We start from the raw sequence: 23,572 nt of genomic DNA, 5'->3' as shown, positions 1-23,572 counted from the left end.
GCGCCTGATTCCGCTATTATATCGAGTCTATCCCGATCCCCATTGCGCGTGCCCGAGATCGCATGTCGAAGCCCAGGCCCCAGTTCAAGTCCTTCTTCAAGGCGCTGACCGAGACCGGCCCGCTGATCGCGCTGGGGACGGCGCTTGCGATTCTGGTGTCGGTTGCAGGACCCGCCTCGGCGCAGTTCTTCAACTTCCCCGGTTTCGGCGGTCCGCCGCAGCGGCAGGCCCCGCCACCGCGGAACGGTGGAGGCGGCGGCTGGTTCGGCGGCGACTTCTTCGCGCCATTCCAGCAGCCGCAGCAGCAGCAGGCGCCGCGCCAGGATTTTTCGCGCGCGCCGGCACCAGCCAAGCGCGACACCACGCCCGACAAGAACGTGCTGGTGATCGGCGACGCCATGGCCGACTGGCTCGCCTACGGCCTCGAAGACGCCTACACCGAGCAGCCCGACATGGGCGTGATCCGCAAGCACAAGACCACGTCCGGCCTGATCAAGTACCAGCCGAAGGGTGAGCCCGCGGACTGGGCGGCGGCAGCGAAGGGGATTCTCGAGACCGAGAAGCCTGATGTGATCGTCGTCATGCTCGGCCTCAACGACCGCATCTCGATCCGCGAGGCCGCACCCGACAAATCCGACAAGGCGACGGACAAGAAGAACGACAAGGGCGCGCGCGCCAAGCCACCGGCCAAGCCGGGCGATGCTAAACCCGACACGGCCGCCAAGCCGGACGACAAGCCGGCCGACGCCGACCTGCCGCAGGACGATGCCGACAACGCCGACACGCCGGCCGTCGCAACACCGGAGAAGACCGCGCGCAACCCGAACGGCCTCTACGATTTCCGCGACGAGCGCTGGGTCGAGCTCTACGGCAAGAAGATCGAGGAGCTGGCCAACGTCCTCAAGTCCAAGGGCGTGCCGGTGCTCTGGGTCGGCCTGCCCGCAATCCGCGGCCCCAAGGGCACGGCGGACATGCTGTTCCTGGATTCGCTCTATCGCGAAGGCGCGGCCAAGGCTGGCATCACCTATGTCGATGTCTGGGACGGCTTTGTCGACGAAGCCGGCCGCTTCCTCCAGAAGGGCCCGGACTTCGAGGGCCAGATCCGCCAGCTTCGCAGCTATGACGGCGTCTATTTCACGAAACCCGGCGCACGCAAGCTCGCCCACTATGTCGAGCGCGAGATCACGCGCCTGCTCGCCGGACGCTCCGGCCCGATTGCGCTGCCGAGCGAGCCTGCGACCCCCGACACCAGCGCCGAGCCCGGCAAGCCCGCGCCGCGGCCGCTGGCGGGACCGATCGTGCCGCTGGTTGCGGCCTCGATCTCGGCCGATCAATTGCTGGGCGGACCGGGTTCGCGTCCCGCTGCCGTCGATGCGCTCGCCGCGAAGACGATGGTGAAGGGTGAGCCGCTGGCCGCGCCCGCCGGCCGTGCCGATGATTATGCCTGGCCGCGCCGCGAAGTCGGCCGCGAGCAGGCCAAGGGCGATACGCCGATGGCGGCGACGACGCCGGATGGTGGTGCTGCTGCTCCCGGTACGCCAAGCGCTGCCGCTGCGATCGCACCGCCAAGACTCGCGCCGAAGAAGCCGCCGGTGCAGCTGCAGCCGCAGCAGCCGGCCCAGGCAACGCCGGCATTCCGCGATTTCTTCGGCTTCGGCTCTCCGCAACCACCGCCGCGTCAATTCGCGCCGGCGCCGCGTAATCCCAATCCCGCGATCCCGCGCCCGCCTGGTAACGTCGGGCGATCGGCGGAGATGTTCCGGTAAGCGAAGGTCTCGCGTCCCGGACGCGTCGCAGCACCTCTTGGTGATGCGACGCAGAGCCGGGACCTAGCCCACTCACGAATTTCACAAAAGAATGGGCCCCGGCTCTGCAAAGCGGCGTTGCCGGACGATGCTAAGCATCGCCTAGGCCGCATTGCGTCCGGGGCACGAAAGAATTCGGGCGGTGGCGACTAGCCGTAATAGCGCGAGCGCGGCGGCGGGCGACGGGCGGGACGCGACATCAAGAGCGCGAGTGCGAAGCCGATCCCGCCGGCGATCAGCAGCGCACCGAGCGGATTGTCCTGCACCTTCTTGGCAATCGCCTGCGAACCGTCGCGCAAGGTCTCGGCCGGCTTGTCGTAGGCATCCTTGGCGTAGCCGGCCGCAGTCTCGCCGGCGTCGCGCACGGCGTCCTTGGCCTGGCCGTAGAGATTCTGCACGGTGCCGGCGGCTTCCCGCGCCTTGCCTGACGCCTGTGTCTGCGCATCGCCAGCGAGATCACCGACGGCGCCTTCTGCGCGCCCAGCGAATTCCTTGGCCGATCCGACGATCCGATCCTTGTCCATGTTGCTCCTCCTCGGGGGTCAGCCGAGGTAACCGATCAGGAGCAGCGCAGTTCCAAGCTTCTGCGAAAGTGTGTAGTCCGCGGATTACGCTCCCGCCTACGCTCTTCGGGCTACGGCGGACATGTCGCTCCATCCGGGCTACAGGATGAGCCCGCCATCGACCACCAGCGTCTGGCCAATGATGTAGGACGACAGCGGCGAGGCCAGGAACAGCGCCGCGCCCGCCATGTCAGCCGGCGTGCCCAATCGCCGCAGCGGAATGCGCGACAACGCGCCTTCGAGCCGCTTGGGATTGTCGGTGGTCACCTTCGTCATCTTGGTGTCGACGAGGCCGGGCGCGATACCGTTGACGCGGATGCCATCCTCGGCCCAGGCCTCGCCCAGCGTCCGCGTCAGTCCGACTGCGCCGGTCTTCGAGGCGTTGTAGGCGGGATTGCCCATGGTGGAATGATAGGCTGCGGTCGAGGACACCATGATCAGCGCGCCCCTGCTATCGCGCAGCATGGAGTGAAACCGCGTCGCGCAGGCCATCAGGCTCATCAGATTGACCTCGACGACCTTGCGGAAGCCGGCCATCTCGAACTCGCCGCGGCGATAGAGCACCGCGCCCTGCGCGAGCACGAGCACATCGAGACGATCGAAGGACGGCGTGAACGCTTCCACCGCGCCGGCGTTGCCGACGTCGAGCTGCGCATAGGAAAGACCCGTGAGATCGGAGCCTTCTTGCGCCGAATATTCCGCAGGATGAGCACGCGTGCCGCAGACTGCAACTTGCGCGCCCCTGGTGCGAAAGGCTTGCGCGATGCCGTTGCCGATACCGCTGGACCCGCCGACCACCAGCACCTGCTTGCCTGAGAAATCGAGCTCGTTCGCCATCGCGGCCTCCCCTTTTGTTTTGCTTATTTGACCTGTCTGCGGATCGATGCCAGCCTTGTCCATCTCATAACAAGAAACAAGAGACGCGAGGAAACGGCATGTCCGAATTCAAGGAGCTCAGCCGGTCGGTGAAGGGCCTGACCGTTCTCGTCACGGGTGCGGCGAGCGGCATGGGGCGCGCGACAGCGCGCGTGTTCGCCGCTGAAGGCGCGAACGTCGCCGTCACCGACTTTGACGAGCAGGGCGCACTGTCCGTTGCCAAGGAGATTGCAGCGAACGCCGGATCCGCGAAGGCGTGGAAGCTCGATGTCGCCGATGGCGGCGAGATCAAGCACGTGGTTGGCGATGTCGCGGCGCATTTCGGCGGGCTCGACATCATCGTCAACAATGCCGGCATCTCCGTGCGCGTCGCGATCGACGACGAGGCTTACGAAGACGCCTGGGCCAAGGGCATCGCCGTGATGCTGACGGCGCATCCGCGCATCATCCGCGCCGCGCTGCCGCACCTGCGCAAGTCGAAGAGCCCGCGCATCGTCAACATCGCCTCGACCGAGGCGCTCGGCGCCACCGCATTGCACAGCCCCTATTCGGCGGCGAAGGGCGGCGTGGCGAGCCTCACGCGCTCGCTCGCCGTCGAGCTCGGCCGCGAGGGCATCACCGTCAACTGCATCTGCCCGGGCCCGATCCGCACCGCCATCACCGACCGCATCTCCGAAGAGCACAAGACCATCTACGCCAAGCGCCGCACTGCACTGGGCCGTTACGGCGACCCCGAGGAAGTCGCGCATATGACACTGAGCCTGTGCCTGCCGGCTGCGTCTTTCCTCACCGGCGCGGTGATCCCTGTCGACGGTGGCCTGATGGCGCGCAACGCGTGAGAGCCATGACGCTTAAGAGATATGCGCGCCGAGCGTTGACAACTCCGGTCGCGGGAGTAGCTTTTCCACCGGCAGAGCGGGACCAACCGCTCGCGGTTCGCGGGAGAAACACCATGACGATCGCCATCCGGCAGCTTCAGAAACATTTTGCCGGCGAGGTTTCCGGCCTCGATCTGCGAAAGCCTCTCACCGAGGCCGAGGCGCGCGAGGTCGAGGCAGCCATGGACAAATATGCGGTGCTGGTCTTCCACGACCAGGACATCACCGACGAGCAGCAGATGGCCTTCGCGCTGAATTTCGGCCAGCGCGAGGACGCGCGCGGCGGCACTGTGACCAAGGAAAAGGACTACCGGCTCCAATCGGGCCTCAACGACGTCTCCAATCTCGGCAAGGATGGCAAGCCGCTGGCGAAGGACAGTCGCGCGCATCTGTTCAACCTCGGCAACTGCCTGTGGCATTCCGACAGCTCGTTTCGCCCGATCCCCGCAAAATTCTCGCTGCTGTCGGCGCGGGTGGTGAACCCGAAGGGCGGCAATACCGAGTTCGCCGACATGCGCGCGGCCTTTGACGCGCTCGATGACGACACCAAGGCCGAGATCGAGGATCTCGTCTGCGAGCACTCGCTGATGTATTCGCGCGGATCGCTCGGCTTCACCGAGTACACCGACGACGAAAAGCAGATGTTCAAGCCGGTGCTGCAACGCCTGGTGCGCACCCATCCGGTGCATCGCCGCAAGTCGCTGTACCTCTCATCGCATGCCGGCAAGATCGTCAGCATGAGCGTCCCCGAAGGCCGACTGCTGCTGCGCGATCTGAACGAGCATGCGACGCAAGGCGAGTTCGTCTACGTCCACAAATGGAAGCTGCATGATCTCGTGATGTGGGACAACCGCCAGACCATGCATCGCGTCCGCCGCTACGACCAGTCCCAGCCCCGCGACATGCGCCGCGCGACGGTGGCGGGGACAGAGCCGACGGTACAGCAGCAGGCGGCGGAGTAGGCGGCACACCCCGCTGGACGTGGGTCATCGCCCGGCTTGCCGTCTTCGCTGAAGCTTCGCCGGCCGAGCACCCTCGTGGCCCGGTGTAGCCTTGGCGGAGCCGGGACCGGGCGATCCAGTACTCCGAGACGGTTGTGATGGAATCGATAGGCCGCGGCGTACTGGATGCCCCGGTCAAGCCGGGGCACGACAGCGGAGGGTGGCGCAGGACACCGCAAACCGTCGCAGCAGCTGCTACACAGCTACGCGTGTCCCGCATCGTTCGAGAGCATGCCGGGATCGATGCCGATCTTGCGCAGCGCGCGTCCGTACTTCTCGTCGACATCGTCGCCGAAGATCAAATCCGAATCCGCATCGCAATGCAGCCAGCCATTGCTCTGGATTTCGGTCTCGAGCTGGCCCGGCGCCCAGCCGGCATAACCAAGCGCGAGGATGGCGTGCTTCGGGCCGGAGCCGTTGGCGATCGCCCGCAGGATGTCGACGGTCGCCGTGAGGCAGACGCCGTCGTCGATCCGGAGCGTCGCGTTCTCGATGTAGAAATCGCTGGAATGCAGCACGAAGCCGCGGCCGGTATCGACCGGCCCGCCACGCAGCACCTTCATGCTTTCGGCGTTCTCCGGCAGCTTGATGTGCTCGCCCTTCTTGATGATGCCGAGCTGCTGCAACAGCTCGGGGAAGTCGATGCTGCCGGCGGGATGATTGACGATGATGCCCATCGCGCCCTCGGCGGAATGCGCACAGAGATAGATCACCGAGCGCTCGAAGCGCTCATCGCCCATCACGGGCATCGCGATCAGGAGCTGGCCGTCGAGATAGCCGGCCGAACTGGGAAGCGCGGGGGCCGCGCTGCGGGTGCTTTCGCCCGTCCTTTTGCCTGTGGGAGCCATCGGTGAAGCACTCCGGTTTCGATTCCTATCCTGATGTCGGGCCGGGCTGCTGTCAAATCAAGGCTTGCATAGACTTGATTCAGGTGCATCCATCACAAGCAATTCAATGGTTTGCCCAGGGGCGACCCTGTAAAGACGTGCCATGCTGACAAGAGTTCCCCTGCATGCGGCGTTTGGCGTCGCAACAACCCTGCTTGCGTCGTCGGTGACGCTCGCAGCCCGCGCCGACGACGCTTCGCCCTGGCAGCGCGACGGCCATTCCGCAGTGCGATTGCTGGCGGGATCGCGCAGCGGCGCCGTCTTGCTCGGCGGTATCGCCTTCCAGCTCCAGCAGGGATGGAAGACCTACTGGCGCATTCCCGGCGATTCCGGCGTTCCGCCGCGGTTCGATTTCTCCAAATCGGACAATGTCGAAGCGGTGACGGTGATGTGGCCGGCGCCGCTGAAATTCGATGACGGCGCGGGCGGGCATTCGATCGGCTATCACGGCCAGATCGTGCTGCCTCTGCGCATCGTGCCCAAGGCGCCCGACAAGCCGGTGACGCTGCGTGCCGAGATCAACTACGCCGTGTGCGAGAAGCTCTGCGTTCCCGTCGAGGCCAATGTCGAGCTCGGCTTCAACAACGTCGCCTCGACCGAGGACGCCAATCTGCGTGCCGCGCTCGACACCGTGCCGAAGCCTGCCACGATCGGTGATCCCAATCCGCTGACCATCCGCGACGTCAAACGTGACGGGCCCAAGAATGTGGTGGTCGACGTGGTCGTGCCTGACAGCCGCGGCGTCAATTTGTTCGTGGAAGGGCCAACGCTCGATTGGGCGTTGCCGATTCCGGCGCCGGTCGAGCGCAGCCCACCCGGCGTGCAGCGATTTTCCTTCGAGCTCGACGGACTGCCGCCGGGCGCCAAGCCCGACGGGGCGGCGCTGAAGTTCACGCTCGTCGCGCCCGAGAAGTCGTACGAGTTCAATACGAATTTGGAGTGAGTCTCTCCGGTCCCGGACAAGCGGAACGCCGATCCGAGTGCATAACCAAAAGAGGTGGTATACGAGGATTCGGAGTTACCAGCTGGAGCCTCAACACGTTTGGCCAGCGAGTGGTCTGGCCGAGTTCTAGAGTGGTTCGCTAGGGTTTTCCGATCCTCGTCAGGAACTGGCGCTGCCATGGCTTGAGATCGGGGTCGTTCAGATGCGCTTTCGCTCGTTCGCGTATCTCGGACGAAACGGGTGGGCCTCCCGGAGGAAATTGCCATTCCAGCAAGGTCTGCAGCAGCGAGCTTCTCTCCCCTACTGCAATGAACGTGAGATCGAAGATGATATCGTCTTCACCTGCGAATATTCGGTCACTCGATGGAATGTCATATATCGAACCGAGCCCAATCTTGACCCGAGACGGGTTGCGGCTTGCAAAGAGGCTAAGCACGCGCTGTTTCAGAAGCTGGGGCGCTTGCTGCCTTGCCAGTAGAGCAACTCCCATCCATCGAAGGGCTGCGGCATCTTCGATTGTGCCAGGGCCGTATCGCTCCTTTCGGCCCAAGTAACTTTCGACGCCGGTCCAGACTTCGTCGAACGGAAAGGGATCAGCCGGCTTCCATAATTGGTCTGCGTCGACCTTGATGGCGTTCGCCAAAAATATCTTCTCGTCCATCTTTGGCCCCGCATCGATGGCTTTGGGCCGCTTCTCGATCAAGATTAAAGGGTCAGATTTTTCGGGCGCAAATCCGCCCTTGATGTGACGCGCCAGGAGGCGGTCCTCGCCAGCAATTCGCTCAAAATACTCGTACACGGTGCCGTTGAAGCCCTTTGGGAGATCAGGAGGCAGATCGGGAGGCAGCCGAAACCGCGGGTCCGGACTTCTTTTGCGTAGCCACAAGCCTTCGTCGAAATTATCGATCAATTCACGAACCGCACATTTGCCCGGATAACCAAGGCGGAGAAAATCGAGCGCTAGCTCGACATTCTCCTTTGCAAGGCAGGCTGCTCCCGTGGCCTGCCTGTAGAGAGTCCAACGGCGGTCAGGGTGGTTGCTGTGCCAATACTCGCCTCTCAAGGCGATCGTGTAAGCCGAGTTGGCAAGCACTTTCACACAGCCCTCTTTGCAGAAGTTTACGTCGTCGATGGCAAGAAGGGTGTGATCAATGCGAACGGGTTCGGCAGTCGTGACGGCCAATGCCGCTATGGCCTCTTCCTTATGCCGCAGCGCCACCGACGAAAGCGGGTAAACAACCGCGACCAAAAGGACGGGACCGAGCAAAAATCCAAACCGGCCCTTCGCCAGGCCGTAGATCGGGCCGACCACGAACGGGATGAGAATAAGTCCAAAGAACAGTGCCAGCAGCGCTGGAACAAACATCACCAGGAAAAGACCGCCCTGCCCCATCGATCCGACGAAGCCCCAAGCGAGTGCCGACAGGACGACGCTGATGACGGCGGATGCCAGCGCATCGGCCAGAAGCACGAGGTAGCGGTTCGAGGTTGGCGAAGACGGCCATGGCATTCCAGATTTCCGGCTCGATAGACGATGGAGACAGTGTTCCGAACAGGCCTTATAGATCGCTCATGCACCGATTGCTTTATTATAATAGTGCAATTTTAAGTGCTGGCAGGGAAGCCGGAGACAGCACACCGTAAACCAACACAAAGAACGGTGATGCTAGCGCAGCTACTTTATGATTCCTCGCATTCGCGGAGACGACAGCCGGGATGATGCAGCCACACACCCACCCAACCGAATCTTAACGAATGGTTGCTAATTCCCTTAACCGCCGCTGCATGCGGGACGCCCTGGGGATCTCGAATTGGCCGTGATGGATGCAGAACCCGCAACGACCGGACCTGCCGGCCTCATCGCGCGGCTGCGCGCGAGGCTGACGGGCGGGTCGAACGAAGCGTCGCTGACGCGGCGCTTGGCCGGCACCATCTTCATCATCCGGGTGATCAGCGCGGGCCTTGCCTATTTCTCGCAGGTTCTGCTCGCGCGCTGGATGGGGACGTCCGACTACGGCATCTATGTCTATGTCTGGACCTGGGTGCTGCTGCTCGGCAGCATGATGGACTTCGGCATCTCGGCCTCCGCGCAAAAGATCATTCCCGAATATCGCACCAGCGGCGAGCATGCGCTGCTGCGCGGCTTTCTCTCCGGCAGCCGCTGGCTGACCTTTGCCGCGTCCACGCTGGTGTCGCTGGGGCTCGCCGGTATCGTCAAGCTGCTCTCGCCCTGGATCGATCCGGCCGAGGTGCTGCCGCTCTATATCGGCTGCATGACGCTGCCCGCCTTCGTCGTCGCCAACACCCAGGACGGCATCGCGCGCTCGCATGACTGGATGCAGCTCGGCCTGATGCCGCAATTCATCATCCGCCAGGCGCTGATCATCGGCATCACGGCCGCTGCCTTCCTGCTCGGCTATCACCTCGGAGCGGTCGCCGCGATGGTCGCGAGCGCGGGCGCGGTGTGGATCGCGATGACCGGGCAGATGGTGGTGCTGAATCGCAAGCTCGCCGATCACATCGAGCCGGGCCCCAAGACCTACGACATCGGCGGCTGGCTCGCCGTCTCGCTGCCGATCCTGCTGGTCGAGAGTTTTTACCTGCTGCTGTCCTATACCGACGTGCTCGTGCTTCAGCAGTTCCGCCCATCGGACGAGGTCGGTGTCTATTTCGCGGTGGTGAAGACGCTCGCCCTGGTCTCGTTCATCCACTTCGCAATGTCGGCGACCACAGCGCATCGCTTCGCCGAGTACAACGCGCTCGGCGACAAGGCGCGCCTGTCGGCCTATGTCGCGCATGCCATCAACTGGACGTTCTGGCCGTCGCTGGCAGCGACCATCGTGCTGCTTGCGCTTGGCAAGCCGCTGCTCTGGCTGTTCGGCCCGCAATTCACGGTCGGCTACGACATCATGTTCGTCGCCGCGATCGGCCTCGTGGTGCGCGCCGCGATTGGACCGGTCGAGCGCCTGCTCAACATGCTCGGCCAGCAGAAGATCTGTGCGCTGGCCTACGCGCTGGCCTTCGTGATGAACCTCGTGCTCTGCATCGCGCTGGTGCCGCGCTTCGGAGGTCACGGCGCCTCGGCCGCGACCTCGATCTCGCTGACATTCGAGACAGTGCTGCTGTTCTGGATCGTGCGCCAGCGGCTCGGCCTGCACGTGCTGGCGTTTGGCAAATAGGCGCTGCCACCCGGGTTGCCGGCCTGGAGAATGGCTGTTTCGCGCCTTGCGCGGCGGCGACTGAAACCCCCTCCCCGCCCACCGTCTGTAGCAAGATTTTTCTTATTCAACCGAAGCGATTGCGTTTCAGGGAAATTTTATTCTACGTCATATTGCTCAACCGACGAGATAAACCTAAGATTCCCCAGACATGATTGATCCGCTCTATGTCGCCTCCGGATTTGGCGTCGGCCTGCTTGTCGGGATGACCGGCGTGGGTGGCGGCTCGCTGATGACGCCGCTGCTGATCCTGCTGTTCGGCATCCACCCCTCCACCGCCGTCGGCACCGACCTGCTCTATGCCGCCGCCACCAAGACCGGCGGCAGCGTGGTGCATGGCTGGTCGCGGAGCGTGCACTGGCCCGCCGTGCTCCGGCTCGCCTGCGGCAGCATCCCGGCGAGCGCGCTGACGCTGCTCGTGCTGTGGAAGCTCGACCTCAGGAGCGATTCCGAGCGCAGCCTGGTCAATCTGGTGCTGTGCTTTGCATTGCTGCTGACCGCGACCTCGCTGATCTTCCGCAAGGCCCTCATGGAGCGCTATCGCGGCCGGCTGGAACGTGTCGACGATCGTACCACGGCGATCGCGACCGTCGTCACCGGCATCGTGCTCGGCGTGCTGGTGTCGATCTCGTCCGTCGGTGCCGGCGCGGTCGGCGTCACCGTGCTGCTGCTGCTCTATCCGCGCCTGCCGATGGCGACCATCGTCGGCTCGGACATCGCGCATGCGGTGCCGCTGACGCTGGTCGCCGGGGCCGGACATTGGGCGCTCGGCGATGTGGATTGGGCCCTGATGGGCGTGCTGCTGCTGGGCTCGCTGCCCGGCATCATCGTCGGCAGTCTCAGTGCGACGCGCGTCCCCGAGACGGTGCTGCGCCTGACGCTTGCCTGCGTGCTGTTCGTGGTCGCCGGCAAGATCATGTTCACGGAGCTGAACCTGTCGTCCGCGATCGTGACGGCGCTGGCCTGGACGCATTAGGCCAACCACCCGCCCTAGCTGTCATCGCCCGGCTTGACCGGGCGACGACCAAGGGCGGGATCGTAGGGTGGGCAAAGCGAAGCGTGCCCACCGTTTCTCCTCAATCGCGGGAGGATGGTGGGCACGGCGCTGACGCGCCTTTGCCCACCCTACGGCTGGAGCCTTACTCCGCCGTCCAGCCGCCGTCGATCGACAGGTTGGTGCCGGTGATCTGCGCGGCATCGTCGCCGCACAGGAACAGCGCGAGGGCTGCGACCTGCTCGGAGGTGACGAACTCCTTGGTCGGCTGCGCGTCGAGCAGTACGTCGTTGATGACCTGCTCGCGCGTGAGGTTGCGCGCCTTCATCGTGTCGGGGATCTGCTTCTCCACCAGCGGCGTCCAGACATAGCCGGGGCTGATGCAGTTGCAGGTGATCTTGTGGGTCGCGACCTCGAGCGCAACGGTCTTGGTCAGGCCGGCGATGCCGTGCTTGGCCGACACATAGGCGGACTTGAAGGGCGAGGCGACCAGCGAGTGCGCCGACGCCGTGTTAATGATACGGCCCCAGCCCTTCTTCTTCATGCCGGGCACCGCAGCGCGGATGGCATGGAAAGCCGAGGACAGGTTGATCGCGATGATCTGGTCCCACTTCTCGACCGGGAATTCCTCGATCGGCGAGACGAACTGGATGCCGGCATTGTTGACGAGGATGTCGACCGAGCCGAACGACTTCTCGCCCAGCGCGATCATCCCGGCGATCTCGGCGGGCTTGGTCATGTCCGCCGGCGAATACACCGCCTTCACGCCGAAGTCGGACTCGATCTTGGCGCGCTCCTTCTCGATGTCCTCCGGCGAACCGAAGCCGTTGATGACGACATTGGCGCCGGCGGCGGCGAAGGCGCGCGCATAGGCGAGCCCGATGCCACTGGTCGAACCGGTCACGACGGCGTTCTTGCCTGACAGACTACCCATGTTATTCGCTCCTTTTTGGCGGGGGCGCGGTGACGTCCCCCGTGAGATCGTAGGTCACCATGGTCTCGCCGGACTGCGGCCGCTCGAGCCAGTCCTTGTGGCGCATCGACAGATGCACGTCGCGCACGCCGGCTTCCCAGTGCTCGACCATGGCGACATGCGAGAAGTCGTAATCCTTCGACGAAGATTCGTAGTTCTTGCTGCGGTAGATCAGGTGCACCACGGTGACGGTGCTTTCACGCGATACCTTCGCGAGGAATTCCACGGAAGGATCATTCTTCAGATAATCGGGCAATTTGGAAATCAGATCGCGCACGGCCCGGCGCGCATTATGGATCTGCTTGTTCTTGTCGGTGTTCATCCGCGTGCGGCTGGAGAAGCGGATGTCCTTCTCACGCTCGGTCGCCTCGAGCAGCGAATTCGGCAGATCGCCGCGGGCGCTGAACAGATCGACCTGGAAGATCAGCATGTCGCGAGCGACTTCGGCATCGAGCACGTAGTCGAGCGGCGTGTTGGAGGCGATGCCGCCGTCCCAGTAGTGCTCGCCTTCGATCACGACGGACGGAAATCCCGGCGGCAGCGCGCCGGAGGCCATGATGTGCTCGGGGCCGATGGTCTTGCCGAGCTTCTTGAACTCGTAATTGTCGAAATATTTGAAGTTGCCCGAGGTGACGCCGACGGCGCCGACCGACAGGCGCGTCTTCAGATCGTTGATGCGGTCGAAATCGACCAGGCGCTCCAGCGTCTTCTTCAGCGGCGCGGTGTCGTAGTAACTTTCGGCCTGCTTGGTGCCGGGCGGCCAGAGCGGCGCGGGCGGAATGCGCGGCGTGAAGAAACCGGGCACGCCGAAGGTCGCGATCAATGCGGCACTGGTCGAATTGAACAGCTCGCGGCTGTGATCGCTCTTGCCGATCGGCTTCCACGGCACCGGCGCCGACACCATCTCCCAGAATTCCTTGAGCCGCTTGACGCGGGTCTGTCCCTCGTTGCCGGCGATGATGGCGGCGTTGACCGCGCCGATCGAGATGCCGGCGACCCATTCCGGCTCGAAGTCGAAATGGCACAGCGACTGGTAGGCGCCGGCCTGATAGGAGCCGAGCGCACCGCCGCCCTGGAGGACCAGGACGCGCTGCGCCTTCGCGGGGACTGTTGCGACTTCCGGGCTATGATCTGTCATCTGGGAACAATAGCAAAAGGCGAGCCACCGTGGCGACAGTCCGCCGCGGCGTCAATGCATCCCGGGATCAAGTCTGGCTTATCGGGGGTCGGTCGAGGCCAGGATCATGGTCCAGAACACCTTGTATTTGGTGCCGGGAGCATAGCCCGCCGCGATGCCCAGTTTTGTGACACCGCTCTTGAGCATGTTGGCCCGGTGCGGAGGCGAGTCGCGCCAGCCGGAAAACGCTTCCGCCAGCGTATGATAGCCCGCCGAAACGTTCTCGACTGCCACCGTCGCCGGATAGCCGCCCGCGCTGAGGCGCTTGGCCAGCGGGGCGCGGACGTCATGGTCCATCTTGTTGGCCGCCGCCATGGCCTGGGACTGGGATTCGGCGAGCCGCATCAGATCGGGGTCGATCACGACGGTGCCGAGGGCGTTGTTCTGGCGGTATTGCGAGATCATGATCGCTGCCGCCTGCGCATCGAGCTTGGTGCCCGGGACCGACATGTCGGCATACATCGACGGCTGCTGGACCGGTGCTTCGTTGCCGGCGCAGCCGGCGAGAAGCAAAGTGATGAGTATTGCGGCCGCAGCGCGCATGTTCAGGGGCCCCCAAATGAGGGGCCGTTGTTGCATACCAACCGTGGCTGAAAGGTGAATATTGAGGAAGATTTGAGCTTTCGGCCGAGGCGCCTACTAGCCCGCGAATATCCGGTAGCGGCGCGGTTCGAGGCCGATCGTGTCGCCGGCGCGCAGTTCCCTGTCGCGGGGAGCGTCGATCTCGATGGTCTCGCCGCCGGATAGCGCCACCTCGGCCCGCTGCACCGGGCCGAAATTCCGGACGTGCTGCACGGCGCCCTCGAAGGCACCGCTTCCGGGCGGGCCGACCAGCATGTCATGTCGCCGCACGAACAGTTTTGACGCGCCAGGCGTAAGCCCGTCGGCCGCAAGCCGAAGCGGCCGGTCGCCGAGCCTGATGACGCCGCCTTCGACCTGGACCGGCAGCTCGATGGATTCGCCGATGAAGCCGTGGACGAAGGCAGTCGCCGGGCTTTCATAGACGTCGTCGGGCGAGCCGATCTGTTCGATCCTGCCCTTGTCCATCACCACGACGCGGTTGGCGACTTCGAGCGCCTCCTCCTGGTCGTGGGTGACGAAGATCGAGGTGACGTTGATCTCCTGGTGCAGCGAGCGCAGCCATCGGCGCAGCTCCTTGCGCACCTTGGCATCGAGCGCGCCGAAGGGCTCGTCGAGCAGGAGGATGCGCGGCTCGATCGCGAGCGCGCGGGCGAGTGCGATGCGCTGGCGCTGGCCGCCGGAGAGCTGGCTCGGATAGCGGTCGGCGAGCCAGTCGAGCTGCACGAGATCGAGCAGCTCCTTGACGCGCGCACGAATGGTGGACTCGTCCTTGCGGCTGGCGCGCGGCTGCACGCGCAGGCCGAAGGCGACGTTCTCGAACACCGTCATGTGGCGGAACAGCGCGTAGTGCTGGAACACGAAGCCGACGTTCCGTTCGCGCGCGCCCCGCGCCAGCGCATCCTCGCCATTGAAGGAAACCTCGCCGGAATCGGGCCAGTCGAGGCCGGCGATGATGCGCAGCAGCGTGGTCTTGCCGGAGCCGGACGGACCGAGCAGCGCCAGCAGCTCGCCATTGTCGACCTTGAGATCGACGCCATCGAGGGCTTTGAAGCTGCCGAACTGCTTGACGAGATTCCTGACTTCAATGGTCACTTGCGTCGTGTCCTTCGTCGAGGTGACGTTCGAGAACGGTCTTGGCGATCAATGTGATCAGGGCCAGCATCGCCAGCAGCGAGGCGATCGCAAACGCAGCGACGAACTGGTACTCGTTGTAGAGAATCTCGACCAGCAGCGGCATGGTGTTGGTCTCGCCGCGGATGTGTCCTGATACCACCGACACGGCGCCGAATTCGCCCATCGCGCGCGCGTTGCAGAGCAGGACGCCGTAGAGCACGCCCCATTTTATGTTGGGCAGGGTGACGCGGAAGAAGGTCTGCAGGCCGGAGGCGCCGAGCGAGATCGCGGCCTCCTCCTCCTGCGTGCCCTGCTCCTGCATCAGGGGGATCAGCGCGCGCGCCACGAACGGGAAGGTCACGAAGGTGGTGGCGAGCGCGATGCCGGGCACCGCGAACAGGATCTGGATATCGTGATCCCTAAGCCAGCTGCCGAAATAGCCCTGCGCGCCGAACAGCAGCACGAAGACGAGGCCCGAGATCACCGGGCTCACCGAGAACGGCAGGTCGATCAGCGTGATCAGGAAGGTCTTGCCGCGAAACTCGAACTTGGCGATGGCCCATGCCGCGACGAGGCCGAATACGAGGTTGAGGCCGACCGAGATCGCCGCCACGATCAACGTCAGCTTGATTGCAGCCAGCGCTTCCGGCTCGGCAAGCGCAGAGAAATAGGCGAGAACGCCTCTCGAAAAGGCCTGCGCGAACACCAGAACCAGCGGCAGCACGACGAAGACGCTGAGGAAGATCACCGCCAGCGCGATGATGGCGATACGTATTGCGGGTGGTTCGGTGCGGAGGCTGTCGCGTGCCGCAGCGGCGTGCGCACGTGCGCGCGCATCGGTCGAAGGCAGCGAGACGGAATCTGCGATCTGCATCGTCATGATCTGCCCTCAGCGCGCCGGGATCCGGCTCTGCGCCCAGCGCTGGAGCCGGTTGACGGCGAAGATGATGACGAAGGAGACGACGAGCATGACCACGGCGATCGCGGTCGCGTCGGCATAACGGAACTCGGACAGCCGGATCACGATCAGGAGCGGTGCGATCTCGGAGACATTAGGCAGATTGCCGGCGATGAAGATCACCGAGCCGTATTCGCCGACCGCGCGGGCGAAGGCGAGCGCGAGGCCGGTGAGCAGCGCCGGTCCGAGCGAGGGCAGGATCACGCGGATGATGGTCTGCCAGCGGCTGGCGCCGAGGCTGCCCGCGGCCTCCTCGATCTCGGGGTCGAGGTCCTGGAGCACCGGCTGCACGGTGCGCACCACGAAGGGGATGCCGATGAAGATCATGGCGACGAAGATGCCGATCGGCGTGAACGCCACCTTGATGCCGAGCGCGGCGAGCGGCGCACCCAGCCAGCCCTTCTCGGCAAACAGCGCGGTCAGCGCGACGCCGGCGACCGCGGTCGGCAGCGCGAACGGCACGTCGACGATGGCATCGAACAGCCGGCGTCCGGGGAAGCGGTAACGCACCAGCGCCCAGACGATGATGCTGCCCATGACGAGATTGACGCAGGCCGCCGCAAAGGCGAGGCCGAAGGAGACGCGCAAGGCGTTGAGGGTGCGGCGGCTGGACAGGATGTTCCAGAATTGCTCGGGGCTCAGCTCCAGCGATTTCAGGAACAGCCCGGCAAGCGGAATCAGGATGATGATGGAGAGCCAGGAAAGCGTCAGTCCCATCGTGAGACCGAAGCCCGGCAATGTCCGTCGTCGTGCTGCAACTGCGCTCACCAGGCCCCCTGCTACTCCTAAGACGGCGCCCGATCAGTTCTTGTAGATCTGATCAAAGACGCCGCCGTCGGCAAAATGTTCCTTCTGCGCCTTGGTCCAGCCGCCGAAAACGTCGTCGATCGTGAACAGTTCGACCTTGGCGAAGGAGTTTTCGTACTTCTTGGCAATCTCGGCGTCGCGCGGACGGTAGAAATTGCGCGCGGCGATTTCTTGACCTTCCTTGGTATACCAATACTGGAGGTAGGCATCGGCCGCGTTGCGGGTGCCTTTTTTATCGGCAACCTTGTCGACGATCGCGACCGGCGGCTCGGCGAGGATCGATTGCGGCGGCGCCACGATCTCGAACTTCTGCGCACCAAACTCCTTCAGGGCGAGATAGGCCTCGTTCTCCCAGGCCAGCAGCACGTCGCCGACGCCGCGCTCCACGAAGGTCACGGTGGCGCCGCGCGCACCGGTGTCGAGCACCGGCACCTGCTGGTAGAGCTTTCCGATGAAGTCCTTGGCCTTGTCGGCCGAGCCGTATTTCTTTTGGGCAAAGCCCCAGGCAGCGAGATAATTCCAGCGCGCCCCGCCGGAGGTCTTCGGGTTCGGCGTGATCACCGAGACACCGGTCTTGAGCAGATCGTCCCAGTCCTTGATGCCCTTCGGATTGCCCTTGCGCACCAGAAACACGATGGTCGAGGTATAGGGCGATGAATTCTGCGGCAGACGCTTCTGCCAGTCGGTCGCGGTGAGGCCCTTGTTCGCGACGGCGTCGATGTCATAGGCAAGCGCGAGCGTCACCACATCGGCCTGCAATCCGTCGATCACGGCACGCGCCTGCGAGCCGCTGCCGCCATGCGACTGCTTGATCTCGACGCTCTTGCCGGTTTCCTTCTGATAGGCATTCGCGAACGCCTTGTTGAACTCGGCATAGAGCTCACGCGTCGGATCGTACGACACGTTCAAGAGATTGATGTCAGCGGCGAGAGCCGAGCTTGCCAACAATCCAGTCAAGAGCAGCCCTGCCGCGAGCGGAACGATACGGCGCATCATGTCCATCTCCATTTACCTCGACGACGTCATCGTCATCGATGGCACGCGGGCATAACTCGGGGCGAAACGCTCTCAAGTCAACGGAACCGGATTTTCTTGTTCGTAGCCGGACAGCTCGACTGTGCTACGAAGTCTTCATCGTGTGGATGCCGCATTCTGTCTTGGCTCGGCCGCGCCAGCGACCGGCGCGTGCATCCTCGCCCTCGGCCGTTCTGCTGGTGCAAGGCATACACCCAACCGACAGGAAACCGGACTCCACCAGCGGATGACGCGGCAATTTGGCGCGGACGAAAATGGCTTCGAGTTCCTCGCGCGAGACATTGGCGAAGGGGTTGAACTTCAACCGCGCGCCATCATCCTCGACCACCGGAATGTCGGTGCGCGCATTGCCCTGAAAGCGCTTGCGGCCATTGAGCCAGGCATCAAACGGCTTCAGTGCACGCGCCAGCGGCTCGACCTTGCGGATGCGGCAGCAGGCGTCTGGATCGGAGAACCAGAGGTCGCGGTCGGGATCTTCGCGCGACAGTGTCTCCTCGGCAGGCCTGATCGAGCGGACGTCCTTCAAGCCGAGTTCCGCGATCAGCGTGTCGCGATAGGCCAGCGTTTCCTCGAACAGCCAGCCAGTGTCGAGGAAGATCACGGGGATCGCCGGATCGACGTCGGCCATGACCTTCAGCAGCGTCGCCGATTCCGTGCCGAAGGACGACACCAGCGCAAGCTTCTCGCGCCCGACCGCCTGCAACGCCGCGGCGATGACCTCCGCGGGCGAAGCATCGCGCAGCGCACGATCGAGCTCCTCCGCCGAGGGCAGCGCAGACGCGGACACCGAAGCGACCTGGGGCGCGATTGCGTTCACGTGCCGACACCTTCGGAGTGACGCAGCTGCATCCGCCGGTGCAGCGCGGTGATGCGGCCGTCGCCGGTCGGCTGATAGAACACCGAATAGCGCTTCGCGGTCTGCATGAAGGCTTCCGCGTCGGCCTGCTTCTTGACCTCGAAGGAATCGAAGCCGGCACGCAGCATGAACACGAACTGATCGCGCAGCACCTGGCCGGTGGCACGCAAATCGCCGCGATAATCATAGCGCTCGCGCAGCAGGCGCGCCTGGCTGTAGGCGCGGCCATCGCGGAAGCTCGGGAACACCAATGCGACGACGGCGATCTTGCCGAGATAGGGCACGAGCTCGGCGATATCGCGATTGTTCGGCCAGATCACGCCGACCTTGCCGCCACGCTTGAGCAGCGCGTCCGCATCGCTGAGGAAGCGCTCGGCCGGCACCAGGATGTCGCCGCCCTCGGGCAGCGGCGTGTCGACGGCAAGCTTGACGAAGCTGTCGTCGGCGATTTTTCCGCCGTTAACGAGTGGCATAGACGCGCTCCTTGAAGGGTTCGACGCCGAGGCGCTTCACCGTGTCGACGAACAGCTCCTCCGGCCGCTCGCGCAGCGCCAGATAGGCTTCCACGATGTCCTCGACGACGTCAGCGACCTCGTCAAACTTGACGCCGGGGCCGATCAGATTGCCAAGCGCGGCGCTCTCGTCGGCACGGCCGCCGATGGTGATCTGGTAGACCTCCTCGCCGTTCTTCTCGACACCGAGAATGCCGATATGGCCAACATGATGATGGCCGCAGGCATTGATGCAGCCGGAGATGTTGATATGCAGCCGCCCGATCAGATTGGCGAGCTCATGGTTGGCAAAGCGCCGCGTCAGCTCCTGCGCGATCGGGATCGAGCGCGCATTGGCCAACGAGCAATAGTCGAGCCCCGGGCAGGCGATGATGTCGGTGATCAGGTTGACGTTCGGCGTCGCCAGCCCAAGCTTGTCGAGCGCCTTCCACAGCGCCGGCAGGTCGCGCTTGGCAACATGCGGCAGCGCCAAATTCTGCTCATGACCGACGCGGATCTCGCCGAAGGAATATTTGTCGGCGAGATCGGCCAGCGCATCCATCTGCTCGGCGGTGGCATCGCCCGGAGGCGCGCCGATCGGCTTCAGCGAGATCGTGACGATGGAGTAGCCCGGGTTCTTGTGCGCGGCGACCGAGTTCTTGCGCCACGCCTCGAAATCGGGATCGGCCGCGGCCTGGCGCAGCTCGTCCGGCATGTGCGGCAGCTTCTCATAAGCCGGATAGATGAAGCGCGAGCGGATGTCCTCGATCACCTCGTCGTCGATCTGAAGCGAGGAGTTGCGGATATGCTGCCACTCCTCCTCGACCTCGCGGGAGAACTTCTCGATGCCGAGCTCGTGCACCAGGATCTTGATGCGCGCCTTGTAGATATTGTCGCGGCGTCCGTACTGGTTGTAGACGCGCAGGATCGCCTCGATATAGCTCAGGAGATCGCGGCCGTGGACGAAGTGCTTGATGGTCTTGCCGATGAACGGCGTGCGGCCGAGACCGCCGCCGACCAGCACCTCGAAGCCGGTTTCGCCCTTCTCGTTCTTGATCAGCCGCAGGCCGATGTCGTGGACCTTGATCGCAGCGCGGTCGTGATCCGACGCGGTGATCGCGATCTTGAACTTGCGCGGCAGGAACGAGAATTCCGGATGCAGCGTAGTGTGCTGGCGGATCAGCTCCGACCAGATCCGGGGATCCTCGATCTCGCCCGGCGCGACGCCGGCCCACTGATCCGAGGTGACGTTGCGCATGTTGTTGCCGGAGGTCTGCATCGCGTGGATGCCGACCTCGGCAAGATCGGCCAGCGCATCCGGCAGGTCCGAAAGCTTGATCCAGTTGAACTGGATGTTCTGGCGCGTGGTGAAATGGCCGTAGCCGCGGTCATATTTGCGCGCGACATGGGCAAGCTGCCGCAACTGGTTCGACGCCAGCGTTCCGTAGGGAATCGCGACGCGGAACATGTAGGCGTGCAGTTGCAGATAGACGCCGTTCTGCAAGCGCAGCATCTTGAATTCGTCCTCGGTCAACTCGCCCGAGAGACGGCGTTGCACCTGGTCGCGGAATTCCGAGACGCGCTCGTTGACCAGCGTGCGATCGATTTCGTCGTAAGCGTACATGATTAAAGTGCCTTACAGCCCGACCTGCGATTAAACCGGCAAGTCGATGGTCACGCCATCGCGGCGGATCTGCTCGCGCAGATTTCCGGGCACGATCTTGCCGTCCTCGCCGATCTGGACCGGAGCGATATAGGGACCAATCGCGCCGACGTCATCGGCCACGGCCTCGGCGAGCAACGCTTTCGCCTCATCGGAGTTTCGCACGATCGCGGCGTCTGCGAGGTCAGCCGACCAGCCCTTGGCAGCGGTGCGGTAGACGACGACGCCATCCCAGGTACGGTTAGCGGTCACGACGGAGGAATCGCTGATTTTAAGTTTCTTTTGCAAGGGAGAGGTCATTCGGCAGCATCCAGGAGGTCAGAGATGATTTGTTTGGGTGTTTCGCGGCGAAGCGAGCCGGCATGCCGGACCACGTCGCCGATGATGAGGATGGCGGGACCGCCATGGGTCCGCCGCACGAGCTCGGGCAGGTCGCGCAGCGTGCCGATCGCGCCTTGTGCATCCGGCCGCGTGACGCGGGCGAACACGCCGACCGGCGTCTCCGGCGAACGGCCGGCCGCGAACAAGCCTTCGCGGATCGCGGGGGCAGCGGTCATGCCCATGTAGACCACGACGGTCATTTTGGTGTCGGTCAGCGTCGACCAGTCCACGTTCTCGGCATCGCGCGCCTTGTGCGCGGTGAGGAAGGTGATGCGGGTCGCCTCATGACGATAGGTGAGCGGCACCTCGAAATCGGCGGCGCCGCCGAGCCCGGCGGTGATGCCGGGAATGATCGAATAGGCGACGCCGGCCGCGCGCAGCGCTTCGACCTCTTCGCCGCCGCGGCCGAACACGAAGGGGTCGCCGCCCTTCAGCCGCACCACGCGCTGGCCGGATTGCGCGGCCTCGATCATGCGCTTGTTGATGGCGTCCTGGCCGATGCCAGGCTTGCCGACGCGGCGGCCGACCGGAACGCGCGTGGTGTCGCGGCGGATGCGGTCGAGAATTTCGCCCGAGACCAGTTCGTCATGAAAGACGATGTCGGCATCCTGGAGCGCGCGCAGCGCCTTGATGGTGAGAAGGTCGGGATCGCCGGGCCCGGCGCCGACCAGCGCGACGGAGCCTTCCGGCTTGTCGGCACGCGCGAACGCGGACGGATCGGAGATCGCCTTGATCGCGGCGTCGGCCTCGCTTTTGCGGCCCGCGAGCACGGACGCGCCGATCGGACCGTCGATGACGCGCTCCCAGAAGCGGCGGCGCAGCGGAAACTCGGCGATGCGCCCGTTGATGGATTTGCGGAAGCAGCCGATGAACTCGGCGAGCTCGCCGATGCGGGCCGGCAGCAGCGCCTCGATCTTCTCGCGCACGCGCCGCGCCACCACCGGCGAGGTGCCGCCGGTGCCGACCGCGACCACGACGTCGCCGCGATCGACGATCGCCGGGAAGATGAAGCTGGAATGTTCGAGATCGTCCATGACGTTGACGGGCAGGCCGAGCGCCTTGGCGCGGACCGACATGGCCACGCCGACATCGCCCGCGCCGGCGCAAACGATGGCAATGACGCCCGAGAGATCGGCGGTGAGGGGATCGTCCGTCGCGATTTCGATCCGCGCAGCGTCTTGGGAGCTGAGGCTCAGGTCCTGATTGCCGTCGATCGCATGCACGCGGATGCGCGCACCGGCAGCGGCGAGCACGCGCAGCTTGGCGCGCAAAAGCTCACCCGCGCCGATGAGGACCACCGGACCGGCCTTGAGATCGAGGAACACCGGCAAGAACCGCATGCGATACTCGCTTCCCCCACATCCGGGGTTGACTGGAATTATTTTCTATATATGTGTCGTTTCGAGCGCGCAAAGAGAAAATTTTTTCTTCTCTTCTGCACCGCAACTATAGAAAATTCGCCTCCAAACGCAAAGTGGCAGAGATGCATCTTCTCAGGACCGATTCCGGTGCAGATGGACGGGACTTCCGGGCTCCCGTTTCCGAGCAAATTCCCGTCGGGCTGACCGCCCCCAGCATGGACCATTTGGACCAGCTCGAGGCGCAGAGCATCTACATTTTTCGCGAGGCCTTTGGCCGCCTGAAGAAGATCGCCCTGCTGTGGTCGCTCGGCAAGGACTCCAACGTCATGATCTGGCTGGCGCGCAAGGCGTTCTTCGGCCGGCTGCCGTTCCCCGCCCTCCACGTCGATACGGGCAAGAAGTTTCCGGAGATGTATCGCTTCCGCGACCATTACGGGAAGGAGTGGGATCTCGATTTGCGCGTCGAGCCCTGCCCGCCGATCGATGCCGTCGATCCAACGCTGCCGCCGGCCGCCCGTTCCGCCGCGCGCAAGACCGAAGGCCTCAAGATGGCACTCGGCAAATATGGTTTTGACGGCCTGATCGCCGGCATCCGCCGTGACGAGGAAGCAACCCGCGCCAAGGAGCGCGTGTTCTCGCCGCGCGGGCTCGAAGGCAATTGGGACGTCCGCGACCAGCCGCCGGAGTTCTGGGATCATTTCAATGCGTCGCCGCCGCAAGGCGCGCATTTGCGCATCCATCCGATCCTGCATTGGACCGAGGCCGACATCTGGGCCTACACCAAGCGCGAGAACATTCCGATCATCCCGCTGTATCTCGCCAAGGACGGCAAGCGCTATCGCTCGCTGGGCGATCAGGACATCACCAATCCGGTCGCGTCGACCGCGTCGAACATCGACGAGATCCTGGCCGAGCTCGAGCAGACCAAGGTGCCGGAGCGCGCCGGCCGTGCGCTCGACCACGAGACCGAAGACGCCTTCGAGCGTCTGCGCGTCGCCGGCTATCTCTGA

23 protein-coding genes are annotated in these 23,572 nt (G+C 64.2%); 7 read left to right on the top strand and 16 right to left on the bottom strand.

Annotated elements, in window-relative coordinates; all coding sequences use genetic code 11:
• Positions 1 to 62: 62 nt before the first annotated feature.
• Positions 63 to 1,766 (top strand): SGNH/GDSL hydrolase family protein, encoded by a 1,704-nt coding sequence (locus tag ABIA90_RS11655; RefSeq protein ID WP_354119993.1) that lies wholly within the window; start codon positions 63 to 65, stop codon positions 1,764 to 1,766.
• 188 nt (positions 1,767 to 1,954) lie between these two features.
• Here the strand turns inward: ABIA90_RS11655 and ABIA90_RS11650 are convergent, their stop codons facing one another.
• Positions 1,955 to 2,329, bottom strand: coding sequence for a CsbD family protein (locus ABIA90_RS11650; protein WP_354119992.1), 375 nt, complete (start codon positions 2,327 to 2,329; stop codon positions 1,955 to 1,957).
• A 138-nt stretch (positions 2,330 to 2,467) separates the two neighbouring features.
• Positions 2,468 to 3,205, bottom strand: coding sequence for an SDR family NAD(P)-dependent oxidoreductase (locus tag ABIA90_RS11645; protein WP_354119991.1), 738 nt, complete (start codon positions 3,203 to 3,205; stop codon positions 2,468 to 2,470).
• A gap of 98 nt (positions 3,206 to 3,303) precedes the next feature.
• On the opposite strand from ABIA90_RS11645, the gene ABIA90_RS11640 reads away from it, so the two are divergent.
• Both ABIA90_RS11640 and ABIA90_RS11635 read left to right on the top strand, forming a co-directional pair.
• On the top strand, positions 3,304 to 4,083 hold the full coding sequence (locus ABIA90_RS11640) for an SDR family NAD(P)-dependent oxidoreductase (protein ID WP_354119990.1): 780 nt from the start codon (positions 3,304 to 3,306) through the stop codon (positions 4,081 to 4,083).
• A 113-nt stretch (positions 4,084 to 4,196) separates the two neighbouring features.
• Positions 4,197 to 5,084 (top strand): TauD/TfdA dioxygenase family protein, encoded by an 888-nt coding sequence (locus tag ABIA90_RS11635; RefSeq protein ID WP_354119989.1) that lies wholly within the window; start codon positions 4,197 to 4,199, stop codon positions 5,082 to 5,084.
• A gap of 242 nt (positions 5,085 to 5,326) precedes the next feature.
• Here the strand turns inward: ABIA90_RS11635 and ABIA90_RS11630 are convergent, their stop codons facing one another.
• Entirely contained in the window at positions 5,327 to 5,971 is a 645-nt protein-coding gene (locus ABIA90_RS11630; RefSeq protein WP_063981003.1) for a YqgE/AlgH family protein, read from the bottom strand.
• 142 nt (positions 5,972 to 6,113) lie between these two features.
• Between ABIA90_RS11630 and ABIA90_RS11625 the strand changes: the two genes are divergently transcribed.
• Positions 6,114 to 6,953, top strand: a complete 840-nt coding sequence (locus ABIA90_RS11625; RefSeq protein ID WP_208088814.1) for a protein-disulfide reductase DsbD domain-containing protein — start codon at positions 6,114 to 6,116, stop codon at positions 6,951 to 6,953.
• A 139-nt stretch (positions 6,954 to 7,092) separates the two neighbouring features.
• Here the strand turns inward: ABIA90_RS11625 and ABIA90_RS11620 are convergent, their stop codons facing one another.
• On the bottom strand, positions 7,093 to 8,463 hold the full coding sequence (locus tag ABIA90_RS11620; RefSeq protein ID WP_354119988.1) for a hypothetical protein: 1,371 nt from the start codon (positions 8,461 to 8,463) through the stop codon (positions 7,093 to 7,095).
• Between the two features lie 301 nt (positions 8,464 to 8,764).
• Here ABIA90_RS11620 and ABIA90_RS11615 point away from each other — a divergent pair, with 301 nt between their 5' ends.
• Positions 8,765 to 10,132, top strand: a complete 1,368-nt coding sequence (locus ABIA90_RS11615) for a flippase (RefSeq protein ID WP_502916655.1) — start codon at positions 8,765 to 8,767, stop codon at positions 10,130 to 10,132.
• Between the two features lie 190 nt (positions 10,133 to 10,322).
• On the top strand, positions 10,323 to 11,147 hold the full coding sequence (locus tag ABIA90_RS11610) for a sulfite exporter TauE/SafE family protein (protein ID WP_354119986.1): 825 nt from the start codon (positions 10,323 to 10,325) through the stop codon (positions 11,145 to 11,147).
• Positions 11,148 to 11,310: 163 nt separating this feature from the next.
• Here the strand turns inward: ABIA90_RS11610 and ABIA90_RS11605 are convergent, their stop codons facing one another.
• From ABIA90_RS11605 to cysG, 12 genes are all read right to left on the bottom strand, one after another.
• Positions 11,311 to 12,099 (bottom strand): 3-hydroxybutyrate dehydrogenase, encoded by a 789-nt coding sequence (locus ABIA90_RS11605; protein ID WP_028157423.1) that lies wholly within the window; start codon positions 12,097 to 12,099, stop codon positions 11,311 to 11,313.
• Between the two features lies 1 nt (position 12,100).
• Positions 12,101 to 13,276 carry a DUF3734 domain-containing protein gene (locus tag ABIA90_RS11600; RefSeq protein ID WP_063980999.1) on the bottom strand — a complete coding sequence of 392 codons (1,176 nt, stop codon included), beginning with the start codon at positions 13,274 to 13,276 and terminating at the stop codon, positions 12,101 to 12,103.
• A gap of 78 nt (positions 13,277 to 13,354) precedes the next feature.
• On the bottom strand, positions 13,355 to 13,858 hold the full coding sequence (locus tag ABIA90_RS11595) for a CAP domain-containing protein (protein ID WP_063980998.1): 504 nt from the start codon (positions 13,856 to 13,858) through the stop codon (positions 13,355 to 13,357).
• Positions 13,859 to 13,954: 96 nt separating this feature from the next.
• Positions 13,955 to 14,989 carry a sulfate/molybdate ABC transporter ATP-binding protein gene (locus tag ABIA90_RS11590; RefSeq protein ID WP_354119985.1) on the bottom strand — a complete coding sequence of 345 codons (1,035 nt, stop codon included), beginning with the start codon at positions 14,987 to 14,989 and terminating at the stop codon, positions 13,955 to 13,957.
• A complete protein-coding gene (gene cysW, locus ABIA90_RS11585; RefSeq protein ID WP_085401860.1) occupies positions 14,979 to 15,890 on the bottom strand; it encodes a sulfate ABC transporter permease subunit CysW in 912 nt (303 codons plus the stop codon). The genes ABIA90_RS11590 and cysW overlap by 11 nt, the downstream gene beginning before the upstream one ends.
• Positions 15,891 to 15,899: 9 nt before the next feature.
• Positions 15,900 to 16,736, bottom strand: coding sequence for a sulfate ABC transporter permease subunit CysT (cysT, locus tag ABIA90_RS11580; RefSeq protein ID WP_080584160.1), 837 nt, complete (start codon positions 16,734 to 16,736; stop codon positions 15,900 to 15,902).
• 33 nt (positions 16,737 to 16,769) lie between these two features.
• Positions 16,770 to 17,771, bottom strand: coding sequence for a sulfate ABC transporter substrate-binding protein (locus tag ABIA90_RS11575; protein WP_028148402.1), 1,002 nt, complete (start codon positions 17,769 to 17,771; stop codon positions 16,770 to 16,772).
• 124 nt (positions 17,772 to 17,895) lie between these two features.
• Positions 17,896 to 18,627, bottom strand: coding sequence for a phosphoadenylyl-sulfate reductase (locus tag ABIA90_RS11570; RefSeq protein WP_208088820.1), 732 nt, complete (start codon positions 18,625 to 18,627; stop codon positions 17,896 to 17,898).
• Complete coding sequence (locus tag ABIA90_RS11565; protein WP_354119984.1) at positions 18,624 to 19,139, bottom strand: DUF934 domain-containing protein; 516 nt, start codon at positions 19,137 to 19,139, stop codon at positions 18,624 to 18,626. Before ABIA90_RS11565 ends, ABIA90_RS11570 begins: the two co-directional genes overlap by 4 nt.
• Positions 19,126 to 20,781, bottom strand: coding sequence for a nitrite/sulfite reductase (locus tag ABIA90_RS11560; RefSeq protein WP_063980993.1), 1,656 nt, complete (start codon positions 20,779 to 20,781; stop codon positions 19,126 to 19,128). Before ABIA90_RS11560 ends, ABIA90_RS11565 begins: the two co-directional genes overlap by 14 nt.
• A 30-nt stretch (positions 20,782 to 20,811) precedes the next feature.
• Entirely contained in the window at positions 20,812 to 21,120 is a 309-nt protein-coding gene (locus ABIA90_RS11555) for a DUF2849 domain-containing protein (RefSeq protein ID WP_071916679.1), read from the bottom strand.
• Complete coding sequence (gene cysG, locus ABIA90_RS11550) at positions 21,117 to 22,541, bottom strand: siroheme synthase CysG (protein ID WP_354119983.1); 1,425 nt, start codon at positions 22,539 to 22,541, stop codon at positions 21,117 to 21,119. The genes ABIA90_RS11555 and cysG overlap by 4 nt, the downstream gene beginning before the upstream one ends.
• A 236-nt stretch (positions 22,542 to 22,777) precedes the next feature.
• On the opposite strand from cysG, the gene cysD reads away from it, so the two are divergent.
• On the top strand, positions 22,778 to 23,572 hold the full coding sequence (gene cysD, locus ABIA90_RS11545) for a sulfate adenylyltransferase subunit CysD (RefSeq protein WP_166079078.1): 795 nt from the start codon (positions 22,778 to 22,780) through the stop codon (positions 23,570 to 23,572).

This window comes from Bradyrhizobium sp. LA6.8 (genome assembly GCF_040547935.1).
Taxonomy (GTDB): Bacteria; Pseudomonadota; Alphaproteobacteria; order Rhizobiales; family Xanthobacteraceae; genus Bradyrhizobium; species Bradyrhizobium barranii.
The sequence above is the reverse complement of the archived record's forward strand: the minus strand, read 5'-3'. Positions and strand labels throughout refer to the sequence as shown.

What these genes read in the sequence shown, in the direction of transcription:
- ABIA90_RS11655 (WP_354119993.1), top strand. Translation starts at nt 63, where the DNA reads ATGTCGAAGCCCAGGCCCCAGTTCAAGTCCTTCTTCAAGGCGCTGACC.
- ABIA90_RS11650 (WP_354119992.1), bottom strand. Translation starts at nt 2,329, where the DNA reads ATGGACAAGGATCGGATCGTCGGATCGGCCAAGGAATTCGCTGGGCGC.
- ABIA90_RS11645 (WP_354119991.1), bottom strand. Translation starts at nt 3,205, where the DNA reads ATGGCGAACGAGCTCGATTTCTCAGGCAAGCAGGTGCTGGTGGTCGGC.
- ABIA90_RS11640 (WP_354119990.1), top strand. Translation starts at nt 3,304, where the DNA reads ATGTCCGAATTCAAGGAGCTCAGCCGGTCGGTGAAGGGCCTGACCGTT.
- ABIA90_RS11635 (WP_354119989.1), top strand. Translation starts at nt 4,197, where the DNA reads ATGACGATCGCCATCCGGCAGCTTCAGAAACATTTTGCCGGCGAGGTT.
- ABIA90_RS11630 (WP_063981003.1), bottom strand. Translation starts at nt 5,971, where the DNA reads ATGGCTCCCACAGGCAAAAGGACGGGCGAAAGCACCCGCAGCGCGGCC.
- ABIA90_RS11625 (WP_208088814.1), top strand. Translation starts at nt 6,114, where the DNA reads ATGCTGACAAGAGTTCCCCTGCATGCGGCGTTTGGCGTCGCAACAACC.
- ABIA90_RS11620 (WP_354119988.1), bottom strand. Translation starts at nt 8,463, where the DNA reads ATGCCATGGCCGTCTTCGCCAACCTCGAACCGCTACCTCGTGCTTCTG.
- ABIA90_RS11610 (WP_354119986.1), top strand. Translation starts at nt 10,323, where the DNA reads ATGATTGATCCGCTCTATGTCGCCTCCGGATTTGGCGTCGGCCTGCTT.
- ABIA90_RS11605 (WP_028157423.1), bottom strand. Translation starts at nt 12,099, where the DNA reads ATGGGTAGTCTGTCAGGCAAGAACGCCGTCGTGACCGGTTCGACCAGT.
- ABIA90_RS11600 (WP_063980999.1), bottom strand. Translation starts at nt 13,276, where the DNA reads ATGACAGATCATAGCCCGGAAGTCGCAACAGTCCCCGCGAAGGCGCAG.
- ABIA90_RS11595 (WP_063980998.1), bottom strand. Translation starts at nt 13,858, where the DNA reads ATGCGCGCTGCGGCCGCAATACTCATCACTTTGCTTCTCGCCGGCTGC.
- cysW (WP_085401860.1), bottom strand. Translation starts at nt 15,890, where the DNA reads ATGACGATGCAGATCGCAGATTCCGTCTCGCTGCCTTCGACCGATGCG.
- ABIA90_RS11575 (WP_028148402.1), bottom strand. Translation starts at nt 17,771, where the DNA reads ATGATGCGCCGTATCGTTCCGCTCGCGGCAGGGCTGCTCTTGACTGGA.
- ABIA90_RS11565 (WP_354119984.1), bottom strand. Translation starts at nt 19,139, where the DNA reads ATGCCACTCGTTAACGGCGGAAAAATCGCCGACGACAGCTTCGTCAAG.
- ABIA90_RS11560 (WP_063980993.1), bottom strand. Translation starts at nt 20,781, where the DNA reads ATGTACGCTTACGACGAAATCGATCGCACGCTGGTCAACGAGCGCGTC.
- ABIA90_RS11555 (WP_071916679.1), bottom strand. Translation starts at nt 21,120, where the DNA reads ATGACCTCTCCCTTGCAAAAGAAACTTAAAATCAGCGATTCCTCCGTC.
- cysG (WP_354119983.1), bottom strand. Translation starts at nt 22,541, where the DNA reads ATGCGGTTCTTGCCGGTGTTCCTCGATCTCAAGGCCGGTCCGGTGGTC.
- cysD (WP_166079078.1), top strand. Translation starts at nt 22,778, where the DNA reads ATGGACCATTTGGACCAGCTCGAGGCGCAGAGCATCTACATTTTTCGC.